This window comes from Pseudarthrobacter chlorophenolicus (assembly GCF_000962805.1).
GTDB classification, from domain to species: Bacteria; Actinomycetota; Actinomycetes; order Actinomycetales; family Micrococcaceae; genus Arthrobacter; species Arthrobacter chlorophenolicus_A.
The window spans coordinates 67,954-82,370 of sequence record NZ_JZTW01000015.1 but is presented as its reverse complement, the minus strand read 5'-3'; the positions used below and the strand labels follow the sequence as shown (position 1 = coordinate 82,370).

Sequence of the window (14,417 nt, the reverse complement as noted above, 5' to 3'; positions counted from 1 at the left end):
CATAGCTGGAACGGCGCAGCTCAAAGCGCTGGGAACCCCTATTCTTTGAGGCTCCGCTCCAGGAACGCCAGGGTGCGCTGCCAGGAGTCTGTGGCAGCATCGGCGTCGTACCGGATGGGGGTGCTGTCGTTGAAGAACGCGTGCCCGGTTCCCGGGTACACCACGGATTCAAAGTCCACCCCGGCGCCGGACATCCTGGCTTTCACCAGCGGCAGTTTGTCCACCAGGTTCCTGTCCTCCTCGCCGTAAAAGGCCAGGACGGGGCAGGTGATCCGGCCGAGTTCTTCCTCGCTGAAGTCGCACGTGCCGTAAAAGGGCACGGCGGCCCGCAGCCGCGGCTCCTTGGTGGCCAGGGTGAAGCTGTAGGTGCCGCCGAAGCAGAACCCCGCCACCGCCACCCGGCCGGCCAGTGCGGGCACGCCCTCCAGGTGGTCGAAGCAGGCACGGAGGGCAGCCACCGCCTTCTCCGCGAACTCCGGCGAATGCAGCGGCGAGGTCAGCTCGCGGAGCCGCGGCTGGACTTTGCTGCGCTGTTCCGGATCAGGATCGGCGAGCCCCTCCAGTACTTCAGCCGCTACCCCCGGTGTCATGCCGATATCGGTCAGGAGGTCCGGTGCCAGCACCAGATAGCCCTCGGCGGCGAACCTGTCTGCCACGTCTTTGATGTGGTCCACCATCCCCCAGATTTCGGAGATCAGCAGCAGGCCGCCCTTCGGCTTTTCCTGGAAACGGCCGGCGGCCGGTTCGCAGACGTAGGCCTGGACGGAGGTTTCGGCGTTCCCGATGGTCGTCATGTGTCCCATCAGGACAGGCTATTCCGTCCGCTGCCGCCAGAACAGGCTCACGCCGAACGTCACGGCGCAGAGCACCAGCATGGCCACCACCATCCGCGCCCAGCTGTCCTGGTGCACCCCGCCGGACGCAAACACCCCGATCATCACCGTGGCGGTAATCGCGCCAACGTACCTGCACGTCTGGTAGATGCCTGCCGCCACACCCCGGTCCTGCGGCCGGGTGGAAACGAACATGCCCTGGTTGGTGGCGATGCTGACGGTGCCGTAGGGGATGCCCATCAGCGCGGTCATCACCACCACCAGCGGGATGGCCAGGGTGCCGGTCAGGAGCCACATCAGGGCGGCCGCCACGGTCAGGACCAGGACTCCTGCCAACAGCACCCGCCGGACGCCAAACCGCCCCATGGCTTTCACGGCCCATGGGGTTGCCACCACTGACATGGCCGCGAGCGGGAGCATCAGCAGGCCCACCAGGCCGGGATCGTACCCGCCGGATTCCTGCAGCAGCTGGGGCAGGCCAAAGAAGACGAAGTAGTAGACGCTGCTGAACACGGCGAAAGCCAGGTACACCAGCAGCAGCGGCCTGTTGCGGCCCAGCAGCCGCAGGTCCAGGAACGGCCTGGCAAACCGCAGTTCCCGCCAGGCGAACAGGGCGGCGACAGCGGTGCCCGCGGCCAGCATCCACCAGCGGTAACCGGGGGCCACGTTCAGGGCGGCCATCATCACCAACAGCAATGCCCCGACGAACGCCAGGATCCCGGGGATGTCCGAGTCTCGGAGCAGTTCTGCCACGCTGCCGCGTTCCCGGACCTCGTCCGGCGGGGCCGCCTGTTTCACGATCAGCAGTGCCGCCAAGGCGAGGGGCACGTTGATCAGGAACAGCGCCTCCCAGCCCACCAGGCTCACCAGCAGGCCGCCGACGACGGGACCTACGGCGGCGGCGGACGTGTTCGCCATTTGCAGCCGGCCCAGCGGGCGGGCCGACTCCACCTTCGCGCGGTGCGCGATGGCCCCCACCATCACCACAGCGCTGGGATAGGCGGTGGCCGTCCCCAGCGCCATCACGGCCCGGGCCACACACAACAAAGCGAAGTTGGGTGCAAGTGGAGCCAGCGCGCAGGTGACGGCCACCAGTGCCATGCCCAGCATGAACATCCGGCGCGGGCCGAACCTGTCCGCCAGCCTGCCCATGACCGGCTGGCCGGCGGCGGACGCCAGGTAGAAGGACGTCACCACCCAGGTGACGGCGGCGACGTCCAGTCCGAAGTCGGCCCGCAGCACCACCAGGGCCACGGCGATCATGGAGGAGTTGAGGGGGTTCAGTGCCGTGCCCAGGCTGAGCCCGGCGACGGCCAGGCCAGTCCGGGGGTTGTTGCTCACGGTAACAGTCTGCTGCACCGGGTGGCGACAGCGCGATTCCCAGCGCTCCCGACACGCAAAACCGTCCCCGAGTCGCAGGTTCGCCGGTGCACCGCGGATACAGGGTGCGCCAACGAAGCTGCGCGTCGAGGACGGCGTCCTGCGTCGAAATCCGGTGAGCGGACCGTCAGCCCCGGGTCCGGGCGGCGAGCGCGTTATCCAGGAACTCCAAGTGGGCCGGGGTAATGGCAACGGCGCTGCCGACGTACTCCGGGTGCTTGCCGATGAACTTCTTGATGAACGGGCACACCGGAACGATGCCGATCCCGGCTTCGGCCGTCTCATCCAGCGCCACCGTGGCAAGCTTGCCGGCAAGGCCCTGCCCGCCGTACTCCTCGTTGATCACCGTGTGGTAGAAAATCCGCTGCGGCGAGGCCCCGCCGTCGTACTCCTTGTAGACGGCCTTGCCGATGACGTGGCCGGCCACGAGGATCTCGAAACGTTCACGCTCGGGGTTATGACGGACAGTGGTGTCGCTCAAGGGAAATCTCCTTCGTTGCAGTTCAAGACCTGTGAAGCGTAACCCGCAACAGGGGGGCCTTATTTCCGCAAAAGGCGGGCGGCCGGCCCGGAAGCCGCCCGCCCGCCGTCCGAAACTCCTTCCTAGCTGAGGTAGCCGTTCGGGTTCAGCACGTACTTGGTGGCGGCGCCGGCGTCGAACTCGGCGTAGCCCTTTGGCGCGTCCTCCAGGGCGATCGCTTTGGCGTTGACGTTCTTGGCGATGTGGACCTTGTCATGCAGGATCGCCATCATCAGGCCTCGGTTGTACTTCATCACCGGACATTGGCCGGTGGTGAAGCTCAGCGATTTGGCCCAGCCCGTGCCGAGGCTCAGGCTCAGTGCGCCCTTCTTGGCGGCCTCGTCAATGCCGCCCGGATCCCCTGTGACGTAGAGCCCCGGGATGCCCAGGGCTCCGCCGGCGGCGGTGATCTCCATCAGGGAGTTCAGCACCGTGGCCGGCGCCTCTGACGCGTTGCTGCCGTGCCCGCGCGCCTCGAACCCCACGGCGTCCACGCCGCAGTCCACCTCCGGGACACCCAGGATCTGTTCGATCTGCTCAGCCGGGCCGCCCTTGCTCAGGTCCACGGTCTCGCAGCCAAAGCTCTTGGCCTGGGCCAGGCGGTCGGCGTTCATGTCGCCCACAATCACGACGGCGGCACCCAGCAAGTGCGCGCTGGTTGCCGCTGCCAAGCCAACAGGCCCGGCGCCCGCCACGTACACCGTGGAGCCGACGCCCACCCCGGCGGTCACGGCACCGTGGAATCCCGTGGGGAAGATGTCCGAAAGCATGGTCAGGTCGAGCATCTTCTCCAGGGCCTGGTCCCGGTCCGGGAACTTGAGCAGGTTCCAGTCCGCGTACGGCACCAGCACGTAGTTGGCCTGGCCACCCACCCAGCCGCCCATGTCCACGTAGCCGTAGGCGCTGCCTGGACGGTCCGGATTCACATTCAGGCAAATGCCGGTCTTCCGCTCCTTGCAGTTCCGGCACCGACCGCAGGCGATGTTGAACGGCACGGAGCAGATATCTCCCACCTTGATGAACTCGACGTCGCGGCCCACCTCCACCACTTCACCGGTGATTTCGTGCCCCAGCACCAGGTTCGGCGGTGCTGTGGTGCGGCCGCGCACCATGTGCTGGTCCGAGCCGCAGATATTGGTGGCCACAGTCTTGAGGATCACCCCGTGGTTGACCGCACGTCCCACGTTGGCCGGGTTAACGCCCGGGCCGTCCTTGAGTTCGAAGGTGGGATAGTCAACGTCGATTACCTCGACCTTGCCGGGTTCCTTGTAGGCAACGGCTTTGTTCCCTGTCATCTGTTCTCCTGTTGTCAGGCCTGCCGGGTACGGCGGCCGTGATGGTTGGATAGGTGATGCACCCCGCAGGCGGGGACCCGGCCCGACCGAAATCGTGCGCTCCCCGGCGTGTGTTCGGTCTCCGGAACGTTCGTGCCGGGACGTTCTTTCCTTGCCGGAAGCGCCAGTCGCTGCGGGTTCCTGGGTGGGGGTCCGCCCAGTCTAGGCAGGCCCGCTGGGCTGGTCTAGGGGTACGGACCCTATGTTTGGGACGGCACACTTCTGGGGACTTGCCAGTGGGGCGTACGCTGCACCCAAGGGCTTTTGCACCCCTGCCACGGTGGGTGCGGAGCACGTTCTACCGCTGAGGAGAACCGAATGAAGACCCGCACCATCGGATCACTAAGTGTCTCTGCCCTGGGACTTGGCTGCATGGGCATGAGCGAGTTTTACGGCGAGGGCGACGAGCAGGAGTCGCTTGCCACCATCCACGAATTCCTGGACGCCGGCGGCACCCTGCTGGACACGGCGGACATGTACGGCCCCTTCACCAACGAACGCCTGGTGGGCCGGGCCGTCGCCGGCCGCCGCGATGCCGTGGTGATCGCCACCAAGTTCGGCAACGAACGCCGCGAGGACGGTTCGTGGGTTGGCATCAACGGCCACCCGGACTACGTGCGGCGGGCCTGCGACGCCAGCCTGGAGCGGCTGGGCGTGGACCACATCGACCTCTACTACCAGCACCGGGTGGACAAGACGGTTCCCATCGAGGAGACCGTGGGGGCCATGGCCGAGCTGGTGAAGGCCGGCAAGGTACGCCATCTGGGCCTGTCCGAGGCCTCCGCCGAGACCATCCGAAGGGCCCACGCCGTGCACCCGATCACGGCACTGCAGACCGAGTACTCCCTGTGGGAACGCGAGCCGGAAACCAAGGTGTTCCCCGTCCTCGAGGAGCTCGGGATTGGCTTCGTCCCTTACAGCCCGCTGGGCCGCGGCTTCCTGACAGGCCAGATCCGCAGCGAAGAGGATTTCGCAGCGGACGATTTCCGCAGGCACTCACCCCGGTTCCAGGGCGATAACTTCACCAAGAACCTTGAGCTGGTGGACCGCGTCCGTGAACTCGCCGAGGGTAAACAGTGCACACCCGGGCAACTGGCCCTCGCCTGGCTGCTCGCGCAGGGTGAGCACATCGTGCCGATTCCCGGAACGAAGAAACGCGAGCGGCTTCGCGAGAACCTGGGCGCCGTTGACGTCGAGCTCAGCCAGGAGGACCTCCAGCTGCTGGACCGGCTGGCACCGGCAGGATCCACGGCTGGCGCCCGCTACCCCAACATGTCCACCATCGATAACTGACGCAAGGAGAACCATGGCAGTCAACGACGACGAGGCTCAGGTCCTGGACCAGTGGAGCCACCGGCTGGCACAGGCATTACAGATCCTCGACCTCAAGGTAGACCAGGAGCTGCTCCTGGACCTGGCCCGGAAATCCGCCGATTCGGTAATCCACGCCGCCGCGCCGGTCACCACATTCATGGTGGGCTACGCCGCCGGGCTGCACGCCGGCACCGGCAGCGCAGGCAACAAGGACGCCGCGGCAGCCGCCGTTGATAAGGCTGCGAAGGTGGCGTTCCAGCTGTGCGAGGACGGGCACGACGGCGGCCCGGCCAGCAAAGGCTGGGCCGACACCGCTCAGTAGCCGGACAGCCCCGGAGGCACAAAACCGGCCCTGGCCCGCACAACCGGTGCTGGTCCGCGCCGGTTGTGCGGGTCAGGGCCGTCCGTGCGGGCCAGGGGCGTGTTACTCCCGGCGCCTGGCAGCGGTTAGCCCCCGGCGGTGGGTTCCTCTTCCAGCACAACCGCCGGCTCGAGGCGCACGATAACTGCCTTTGATGCCGGCGTCTGGCTGCCCTCTGCCACGCTGTCCAGCGGTACCAGGACGTTTGCCTCCGGGTAGTAGGCGGCCGCGCAGCCCCTGGCGGATGGGTAGGAGACCAGCCGGTAGTTCCGCAGCACCCGCTCCACGTTGTCCGCGTACACGCCGTGGATATCCACGCGCTGGCCGTCTTCTAAGCCCAGCTCGGCAAGGTCCACCGGGTTCACGAACACCACCTCGCGGCCCTTCTTGATCCCCCGGTAGCGGTCGTTGTTGCCATAGATGGTGGTGTTGAACTGGTCGTGCGAGCGCATGCTCTGCAGGATCAGCGTGCCCTCGGGCCGGTCCACGTGTTCGAGTTCGTTGACCGTGAGCATGGCCTTGCCGGTGGGGGTGTGGAAGGTCCGGGAATCGCGCGGGCCGTTGGGCAGGATGAAGCCGCCGTCCTGCCGGATCTTGCGGTTGTAGTCCTCACAGCCGTTGACCACGTGGGAGATGTGGTCGCGGATGAGGTCGTAGTTCTTCTCGAACCCGGCCCAGTCCGCGGAGCTCCGGTCCTGCACCACGGCGGCGGCCAGGCGGCAGATGATCGCCACCTCGGACAGCAGGCCCCGGGCCACTGGTTCCACGGTGCCGTGGGAGGCGTGCACCGCGCAGACCGTATCCTCCACCGAGACGAACTGCGGCCCGCTTTCCTGCCGATCGATTTCGGTCCGGCCCATGGTGGGCAGGATCAGAGCCTCGGCACCGGTGACCGCGTGGGAGTGGTTGAGCTTGGTGGAGATCTGGACAGAAAGCTCTGTGTTCTCCATGGCTTCCTCGGCCACCGCGGTGTCCGAAATGGCTCCCACGAAGTTGCCGCCGAGGCCCACGAAAACCTTGATCCCGCCGTCGCGCATTCCGCGGACGGTCTGGACGGCGTCCAGGCCGTGCTCCCGCGGCGGCTCGAACGCGAACTCCTGGCCCAGCGCGTCAAGGAACGCGGGCGGCATCTGCTCCCAGATGCCCATGGTGCGGTCGCCCTGGACGTTGCTGTGGCCGCGGATGGGGGAAGCTCCGGCGCCCGGTTTGCCGATGTTGCCGCGCAACAGGAGCAGGTTGATGATCTCCTTGATGGTGGCCACGCCCTTCTTCTGCTGCGTGATGCCCATGGCCCAGGTGATGATTACGCGGTCCGCCGCAAGGTAGCGCGCGGCGAGTTCGTCGATCTCCTCGGGGCGCAGGCCGGTGGCCGCCAGGACGGCACCCTCATCGAGCTGCGCCAGGTGCGCCCGGAGCTCCTCGAGCCCCTCGCAGTGCTCCTCAAGGAACGCGTGGTCCAGGACCGTGCCCGGGTTGGCGGCCTCGGCGTCGAGCACCCGTTTGGACACCGCCTGCAGCAGCGCCATGTCCCCGCCGATCCGCACTTGCAGGAACTGGTCCGCCAAATCCGTGCCGTGGCCGATGATGCCCTTCACCTTTTGCGGGTTCTTGTAGCGCATCAGCCCGGCTTCGGGCAGCGGATTGACGGCCACGATCTTGCAGCCGGCTTCCTTGGCCTCCTCCAGCGCGGTGAGCATGCGCGGATGGTTGGTGCCCGGGTTCTGGCCCATGATGATGATCAGGTCGGCTTTTTCGAAGTCGTTGTACGAGACCGTTGCCTTGCCCACGCCGATGGTCTGGCCCATGCCCCACCCGGAGGACTCGTGGCACATGTTGGAACAGTCCGGGAGGTTGTTGGTGCCGTAAGCCCTGATGAAGAGCTGGTAGAGAAACGCGGCCTCGTTGGAGGTGCGGCCGCTGGTGTAGAAAGTGGCCTGGTTGGGATCGGGCAGGGACTTCAGCTTGTCCGCCAGGATCCCGAACGCCTGTTCCCAGCTGACCGGGCGGTAGTGGTCCTCCCCCGCCGGCTTGTACACCGGCTCGGTCAGGCGGCCCTGCATTCCCAGCCAGTACTCGGACCGCCGCCGCAGCTCGCTGACAGGGTGTTCGGCCCAGAAATCGCTGCTGACCACCACCGGGGTAGCTTCCCAGGTGACGGCCTTGGCCCCGTTCTCGCAGAACTCGAACATCTTGCGGTGGCCCGGATCCGGCCAGGCGCAGCTCATGCAGTCGAACCCGTCCTTCTGGTTCAGCGCCAAAAGCGTCTTCCGGGACCGTTCCACACCCATGTGCTCCAGCGCCGGCTTCATCGAGTGGTACACACCCGGAACGCCGGCGGCCCAGGCCTTGGGATGTCCGGTGACTTCAAGCTGGGATTCGTCTGGCTCTTCAACCTTGGGATTCTCGCGCACCACGATGGGTTCTCCTTGCGTCCTCGCCGATCCGGGCCACCACCGGCTGCTTCGGCGGTTTCCGCTCGTTCCACACTTGTTCAGCCATCCGCTGAAGTCAAGGGATGCACGACGGCGGCACCGGGCTGGCGTAGGCTGGGCACCACGGCTGAAGCAAGCGGCCGTTGGTTTCTGGTGTGCGGAGCCCGTTTTACATGTCCGACGATCTTGCCCTTGCCGCCCTTGCGGCTTCGTCCTTTTCCCTCCCGGACCTTCGGGACGGCCAGCTTGCAGGGATGTCCGCGCTGGTTGAAGGCCGCGACGTCCTGGCCGTAATGCCCACCGGCTACGGCAAATCCGCCATCTACCAGGTGGCCGCCCGGTACCTCCACAACGCAACGGGACATCCCGCCGTCGTGGTTTCACCGCTGATCGCCCTACAGGAGGACCAGCTGGACGGCCTGGCCACAGACCTCGGCGAGGGGGCCGCCGTCGCCATCAACTCATCCCACAGTGACGCCGAGGTGGAGGCCGCGTGGGAGGCGGCCGAGTCCGGGACGGCAGCGTTCCTCTACCTGGCGCCGGAGCAGCTGGCCAAGGACGTGACGGTGGAGCGCCTGGCGCGCATGGGGGTCTCGCTGTTCGTGGTGGACGAGGCCCACTGTGTCTCCTCCTGGGGCCACGACTTCCGGCCCGACTACTTGGGCCTGGGTGCCGTGCGGGAACGGCTGGGCAACCCGCCCGCCGCAGCGCTGACCGCCACAGCTTCGCCCCCGGTACGGGACGAAATCGTGGAACGGCTGGGCATGAAGGACCCGCTGGTGCTGGTTCACGGCTTTGACCGCCACAACATCAGCCTGGACGTGGTCCGCCACCAGGAGGACAGGGACAAGCGCCGCGCCGTCCTCCACCAGGTGGCTGAGCTGGCCCGCGACGGGCAGGGCCTGGTGTACGCCGCCACCCGCAAGGACACCGAAAAGTACGCCGCCAAACTCGCCGCTGAAGGACTCAGGGCGGAGGCTTATCACGCCGGACTGGCCGCCGCGGAACGGGAACGCATCCACGAACTTTTCCTGGCGGACGGGCTGGACGTGGTGGTGGCCACCACGGCTTTCGGCATGGGCATCGACAAACCCACGGTCCGTTTCGTGGTGCACGCAGACATCCCGGAGTCCCTGGACGCGTACTACCAGGAAATCGGCCGTGGCGGCCGGGACGGCAAACCTGCCGCCGCGGTGCTGCAGTATCGTTCCGAGGATCTGGGCCTGCGGAAGTTCTTCAGCACCAGCACCCCGGATCCGGAGAAGTTGCTCAAGGTGCTGAAGGTCCTCAAGGATGCCGGCGGGCCTGTGCCCAAGTCGTCGCTGGCGGAGCTGACCGGGTTCCCGGCCCGCCGGGTTACGGGTTTGGTGAACCAGCTCGAGGAGGTGGGTTCGGTCACCACAGGCAAGCGCGGGATACGCCTCGCCGCCAAAACCAAGCTGCCCGCGTTGGCGGCGGCCGCCGTCGAACGCGCCGAGGCCCGGCAGCGCGTGGAGCAGTCCCGCCTGACCATGATGCGCGGCTACGCCGAGACGGACGGGTGCCGGCGCCAGTTCCTGCTGAACTATTTCGGCGAGGACCTGCCGGCGCCGTGCAACAACTGCGACGCCTGCGCCGAGGCTGCACGCCGTCCGGACGAATCCGCGGCGCCCGGCTCCGGAAACGGGGGCGGCAAGAAGGGAAAGAAGAAGGACGACGGCGGCGGGCCGGGTCCCGCGGCGGCCGACGATCCGTTTCCGCTGCAGTCCGCGGTGGTCCACAAGGAGTGGGGCCAGGGCCTGGTGATGCGGCACGAGGACGACGTGATCACCGTGCTGTTCGAGCAGGAGGGCTACAAAACCCTGTCGCGTTCGGCCGTGCTGGAGCATAAACTCCTGAAGCCTGCTTAGTAAGCTTCAGGGACACGTTCCAACGAAAGGCCGCCGCGTGGAAGTTCCTCTTTATGTCTGGACCCTGACCATCGCGGGAATCGTGGGGCTGCTGGCCTTCGACTTCTTCTTCCATGTCCGCAAGGCGCACACCCCCACGCTGAAGGAATCGTCCATCTGGTCGGCCATCTACGTGGGCATCGCGCTGCTGTTCGGGCTGGGTGTGCTGCTCTTCGGCGGGCCCACCATGGGCACCGAATACTTCGCCGGCTACGTCACGGAGAAGGCCCTGTCCGTGGACAACCTCTTCGTGTTCCTGATCGTCATGGCAAGCTTCAAGGTGCCGCGCGCGGACCAGCAGAAGGTGCTGCTGTTCGGCATTGTCTTCTCCCTGATTGCCCGCACGGCCTTCATCTTCCTGGGCGCAGCACTGATCAACAGCTTCGCGTGGGTCTTCTACATCTTCGGGCTGATCCTGCTGATCACGGCCGGCAACCTGCTCAAGCCGGACAACCACGACGACGACTCCGAAGGTTTCGTGGTCCGGCTCGCCAAGAAGTTCCTGCCGGCGTCGGAGCATTACGACGGCGACAAGCTCTTCACCGTGGAGAACGGCAAAAAGGTGCTGACGCCCATGCTGCTGGTGATGGTGGCCATCGGCGGCACGGACATCCTGTTTGCCCTGGACTCCATCCCGGCGATCTTCGGCCTGACCCAGAACGTGTTCATCGTCTTCACCGCCACTGCGTTCTCGCTGATGGGCCTGCGGCAGCTGTTCTTCCTGATCGACGGACTGCTGGACCGGCTGATCTTCCTCTCCTATGGCCTGGCCGTGATTCTGGGCTTCATCGGCGTCAAGCTCATCCTGCACGCCCTGCACGAGAACACGCTGCCCTTCATCAACGACGGCAAGCACGTCAATGTGGTGGAGGTCAGCACCGGGTTGTCGCTCAGTGTGATCCTCGGCGTGCTGGTGCTCACCATCCTGGCGTCGATCTTCAGCCCCAAGGGCAAGGCCAAGAATGCCGTTTCCGGGGCGCGGCGGCACGCCACTGAGTACGTGGACCTGAACTACGAAACGGACATGGCGGAGCGGGACAAGATCTTCGCCAAGATGGTCCGCGAGGAGGACCAGATCCGCAAACTCCCGGAGAAGTACAAGCGCCTGGTCCGGAACGAAACCGAGTTCCTGGCCCTGATCCGCAAGGCCCACGACGAGCACGACAAGGCCCAGGTGCGTGCAGACGCGCAAGCCTGACCCCCGTCACCCAACTAGGTCGCGCGAAGTGCCGTTTTGGGAGTCCAAAACGGCACTTACTGCTACCTAGTTGGGATGGGTCAGGGCTGGAGGGCTGCTGCGCCGCCCGCCAGTTCCGTGATGCGGGCCCAGTCCTTGGCTTCGACGGCGTCTGCCGGGGTGAGCCAGCTTCCCCCTACGCAGGCCACATTGGGCAGTTTCAGGTAGTCCGGCGCGGTGGCCAGGCTGATGCCGCCCGTGGGGCAGAACCGCACCTGTGGGACGGGCGCGCCGATGGCCGCGAGGTATTTCGGGCCGCCGGCGGGGCCTGCCGGGAAGAACTTCATCGTGTCCAGCCCCTGTTCCAGCACGGCCAGGACCTCACCCACCGTTGCCACCCCGGGCAGGACAGGAACGCCGGTGGAGAGCATTGCGGTGAGCAGGGCGGGGGTGACCCCGGGGCTGACCAGGAACTGGGCACCTGCGGTCACGGCGCCGTCGGCCTGCTGTGGGGTGAGGATGGTGCCGGCGCCCACCAGGATCTCCGGCACTTCCTCGGCGATGAGCTTCAGGGAGGTGAGCGCCGAGGGGGTCCGGAGGGTGAGTTCGATGATCTTCACGCCGCCGTCCACCAGCGCGCGGGCCAGGGGCACGGCGTCCTGGGGATCGTCGATGGTGACTACCGGGATGACCGGTGAAGCGCCGAGGACGCCGGATGCGTCAGCCATGGTTGATCTCATTTCCCAGGCTTGCCAGCCTGCTGTCGGAAGCCTTGTTGTTGTCGATGATGCGGTACCAGTGCAGGAGCAGGTTCCGGAATTCTTCGTGCCCGGCCAGGTAGGCCTCGACGACGGGCCGGAACCCGAGCAGGGCAGGCACCACGGTGTCCGCAGTGCGGTCTTCGGGCAGGACCGCCTGCAGCTCTTTCGCCAAGGGATCGTTCAGGTCCGTCGCCGGGGTGCCAGCCACGTGGTGCATCCACGCGGCGACGGCGAGGGCGGCCCACTTCGGTTCGCGCCCGGCGTCGAGCGTTCCCCGGACGGTGGCCAGCAGGCGCAGTCCGATTTTTTGCGAACCGTCGCTGCCCACCTTCGCGGTGGTGTGGCCGAGTGCGGGGTTGGCGAACCGGCGGAGCACCTCGTCGCAGTACTGTCCGCCATCCAGCCCGGCAGGCAGGGTGATGCTGGGCAGGGCTTCCTCCAGCATCATGCGCCGGCAAGCGGTGCGGAACGCGTCCACGCCCACGGCGTCTGCGATGGTCGCCTTGCCCGCGGCCAGGCCGAGGTAGGCGAGCATGGAGTGGCTGGCGTTCAGTAGCCGCAGCTTGGCGGATTCCCACGCGGCGACGTCGTTGCTGAACAGCGCACCGGCATCCTCCCAGCGCGGCCTGCCGGCAGCGAAATTGTCCTCAATGACCCACTGCTTGAACGGCTCGGCGACGACGGCGGCTTCGTCCCGCAGGCCCAGTTCACGTTCGACGGCGGCCAGGTCGGCATCGGTGGTGGCGGGCACCATCCGGTCCACCATGGTGGACGGGAACGCTACGTTCGCCGCGATCCAGACCAGCAGGTCGTCGCTTTCCCGGGCGGGGAGGGCTTCGGCGAAGTTCCGGACCAGTGTGCCGGTCAGTTCACCGTTACCTGGCAGGTTGTCGCAGGACACCACGGTGACGGGTCCCGCTCCGGTCCGGCAGCGCTGCTGCAGCCCACGGGTGATCTGTCCGATCGCGGTCAGCGGCGGCCTGCCGCCGAGGTCTGCGATGGTCTCCGCGTCGTCCAGGTCGAGGGTGCGGGTTTGCGGGTTGAACCGGTAGCCCTTTTCGGTGATGGTGAGGGTGACAATCTTCGCGGCAGCGGCGCCGATCCGGTCCACCACCAGCTCCGGGTTGTCCCGCCCGGAAATGGCTTCAACGATGCCAGAGACGATACGGGCCGGGGCAGCGCCGTCGCCGCGTTCGGCCACCGTAAAGAGGCCATCCTGCGGAGCGAGCTGCCGGGCCACGGCGTCCGAACGCTGGGTGACCCCGACAATCCCCCACTGCGGATCGTTGGCCGCGAGCATGGCGTCCTCGGTGAAGACGGCGGTGTGGGCACGGGCGAAGGCACCGAGGCCCAAGTGGACGATGCCGGGCTGCAGCTTCTCCCGCTCCAGGGCAACCTTGTGGCCGGCGCTTGCCAGGGCGGTGAGGCTCAGGCGTTCGATGGCGCTGTTCCTTCCAGGCTGCCGGCGGCATGCGCACGGGTCTGTTCGAACGTGGGAATGAGGCCCGTGCCGCCCTTGCCGCCCACCACCAGGGAGGATGCGGCGGCGCCGTACCGGGCCGCCGTCGGGAAGTCGTCTCCGAGCACCAGCCGTGCAGTGAGCGTGCCGACGAACGCGTCGCCGGCGCCTGTCTGGTCCACAACGGCCGGGGCCGGGATGGCGGGAATCCAGGCGGAGACGCCGTCGGCCTCGAGCTGGACGCCCTTGGCGCCGCAGGTGACGGCAACGTTGGCGGTGCCCAGGGAGCGGAGCTTCGCGGCGGCTTCCTCAGCCGTCCCGGCGCCCAGCAGCGCATCCGTCTCGCCGGGGAACGACGGCGTGACCAGGAAGGCCTGCGGAGCAAGTTCAGTGAGTGCCGCCGTGGCGTCTTCCACCGAGGTGAGGCGGGGCCGGTAGTTGGGATCGAACACGAAGCGCTTAGCCAGTGAGGCGGCTTTGACGACGGCGGCGCGGGACGTCGCGGAGATGGCGCAGGCAATGCCGCCCGCCACCACGGCCCCGGCCGCGGCGAAAACGTGAGGCTCGACGTCGTCCGGTCCCAAAGTGGACCCAACGCTGCCGCTGCGGGCGTAAGAGAACTCGCGTTCGCCGTGGGGGTCGCTGTGCACGAGGTAGACGCCCTGCTGTCCCTTGCGGAACTTCAGGAGGTCAGTGGAGATGCCCAGCTCGGCGATCCGGGCGGCGATGGCCTGGCCCAGGTCGTCGTCGGTGAGGACTGCCAGCAGCCCCACCGTGGCACCGGCAGACGCTGCGGCTGCGGCGACGTTGAGGGCGTCACCCGAGATGCCCAGCTGCGCCGGAACGCCGTGGCCGAACGGCTGGTCGGTGGCGACCTCGACGAGGATCTCCCCCATCACCACCACGTCGAAGGTGTTG

The 14,417-nt window shown here is 67.0% G+C and carries 12 protein-coding genes; 4 read left to right on the top strand and 8 right to left on the bottom strand.

The window, feature by feature from the left end:
• Positions 1-38: 38 nt before the first annotated feature.
• From UC32_RS15110 to fdhA, 4 genes are all read right to left on the bottom strand, one after another.
• Positions 39-803 carry a dienelactone hydrolase family protein gene (locus UC32_RS15110; protein WP_045732010.1) on the bottom strand — a complete coding sequence of 255 codons (765 nt, stop codon included), beginning with the start codon at positions 801-803 and terminating at the stop codon, positions 39-41.
• 9 nt (positions 804-812) lie between these two features.
• Positions 813-2,174 carry an MFS transporter gene (locus UC32_RS15105; protein ID WP_045732009.1) on the bottom strand — a complete coding sequence of 454 codons (1,362 nt, stop codon included), beginning with the start codon at positions 2,172-2,174 and terminating at the stop codon, positions 813-815.
• A 166-nt stretch (positions 2,175-2,340) separates the two neighbouring features.
• Positions 2,341-2,694 carry a GNAT family N-acetyltransferase gene (locus tag UC32_RS15100; protein WP_045732008.1) on the bottom strand — a complete coding sequence of 118 codons (354 nt, stop codon included), beginning with the start codon at positions 2,692-2,694 and terminating at the stop codon, positions 2,341-2,343.
• 122 nt (positions 2,695-2,816) lie between these two features.
• On the bottom strand, positions 2,817-4,028 hold the full coding sequence (gene fdhA, locus UC32_RS15095) for a formaldehyde dehydrogenase, glutathione-independent (protein WP_045732007.1): 1,212 nt from the start codon (positions 4,026-4,028) through the stop codon (positions 2,817-2,819).
• A 357-nt stretch (positions 4,029-4,385) separates the two neighbouring features.
• On the opposite strand from fdhA, the gene UC32_RS15090 reads away from it, so the two are divergent.
• Together UC32_RS15090 and UC32_RS15085 are read left to right on the top strand one after the other, a co-directional pair.
• Entirely contained in the window at positions 4,386-5,360 is a 975-nt protein-coding gene (locus tag UC32_RS15090) for an aldo/keto reductase (protein WP_045732006.1), read from the top strand.
• A 13-nt stretch (positions 5,361-5,373) separates the two neighbouring features.
• A complete protein-coding gene (locus tag UC32_RS15085) occupies positions 5,374-5,703 on the top strand; it encodes a DUF6457 domain-containing protein (protein ID WP_015936228.1) in 330 nt (109 codons plus the stop codon).
• 125 nt (positions 5,704-5,828) lie between these two features.
• Here UC32_RS15085 and UC32_RS15080 read toward each other — a convergent pair whose 3' ends face one another.
• Positions 5,829-8,156 (bottom strand): FdhF/YdeP family oxidoreductase, encoded by a 2,328-nt coding sequence (locus UC32_RS15080; RefSeq protein ID WP_045732005.1) that lies wholly within the window; start codon positions 8,154-8,156, stop codon positions 5,829-5,831.
• A 191-nt stretch (positions 8,157-8,347) separates the two neighbouring features.
• On the opposite strand from UC32_RS15080, the gene UC32_RS15075 reads away from it, so the two are divergent.
• Both UC32_RS15075 and UC32_RS15070 read left to right on the top strand, forming a co-directional pair.
• On the top strand, positions 8,348-10,063 hold the full coding sequence (locus UC32_RS15075; RefSeq protein WP_045732004.1) for a RecQ family ATP-dependent DNA helicase: 1,716 nt from the start codon (positions 8,348-8,350) through the stop codon (positions 10,061-10,063).
• Between the two features lie 37 nt (positions 10,064-10,100).
• Entirely contained in the window at positions 10,101-11,300 is a 1,200-nt protein-coding gene (locus UC32_RS15070) for a TerC family protein (protein ID WP_045732003.1), read from the top strand.
• An 80-nt stretch (positions 11,301-11,380) separates the two neighbouring features.
• Here the strand turns inward: UC32_RS15070 and eda are convergent, their stop codons facing one another.
• From eda to UC32_RS15055, 3 genes are all read right to left on the bottom strand, one after another.
• Positions 11,381-12,007 (bottom strand): bifunctional 4-hydroxy-2-oxoglutarate aldolase/2-dehydro-3-deoxy-phosphogluconate aldolase, encoded by a 627-nt coding sequence (gene eda, locus UC32_RS15065; protein WP_045732002.1) that lies wholly within the window; start codon positions 12,005-12,007, stop codon positions 11,381-11,383.
• On the bottom strand, positions 12,000-13,394 hold the full coding sequence (locus UC32_RS15060) for a mannitol dehydrogenase family protein (protein WP_235423680.1): 1,395 nt from the start codon (positions 13,392-13,394) through the stop codon (positions 12,000-12,002). The genes eda and UC32_RS15060 overlap by 8 nt, the downstream gene beginning before the upstream one ends.
• 74 nt (positions 13,395-13,468) lie before the next feature.
• The gene (locus UC32_RS15055; protein WP_045732053.1) at positions 13,469-14,395 is read right to left on the bottom strand and encodes a PfkB family carbohydrate kinase; all 927 of its coding nucleotides are present in this window, start codon (positions 14,393-14,395) and stop codon (positions 13,469-13,471) included.
• Positions 14,396-14,417 lie beyond the last annotated feature (22 nt).

Bases quoted from the DNA above. Each gene is read 5' to 3' on its own strand.
- eda (WP_045732002.1), bottom strand. From the start codon at position 12,007: ATGGCTGACGCATCCGGCGTCCTCGGCGCTTCACCGGTCATCCCGGTA.
- UC32_RS15055 (WP_045732053.1), bottom strand. From the start codon at position 14,395: ATGGGGGAGATCCTCGTCGAGGTCGCCACCGACCAGCCGTTCGGCCAC.
- UC32_RS15085 (WP_015936228.1), top strand. From the start codon at position 5,374: ATGGCAGTCAACGACGACGAGGCTCAGGTCCTGGACCAGTGGAGCCAC.
- UC32_RS15090 (WP_045732006.1), top strand. From the start codon at position 4,386: ATGAAGACCCGCACCATCGGATCACTAAGTGTCTCTGCCCTGGGACTT.
- fdhA (WP_045732007.1), bottom strand. From the start codon at position 4,028: ATGACAGGGAACAAAGCCGTTGCCTACAAGGAACCCGGCAAGGTCGAG.
- UC32_RS15110 (WP_045732010.1), bottom strand. From the start codon at position 803: ATGGGACACATGACGACCATCGGGAACGCCGAAACCTCCGTCCAGGCC.
- UC32_RS15075 (WP_045732004.1), top strand. From the start codon at position 8,348: ATGTCCGACGATCTTGCCCTTGCCGCCCTTGCGGCTTCGTCCTTTTCC.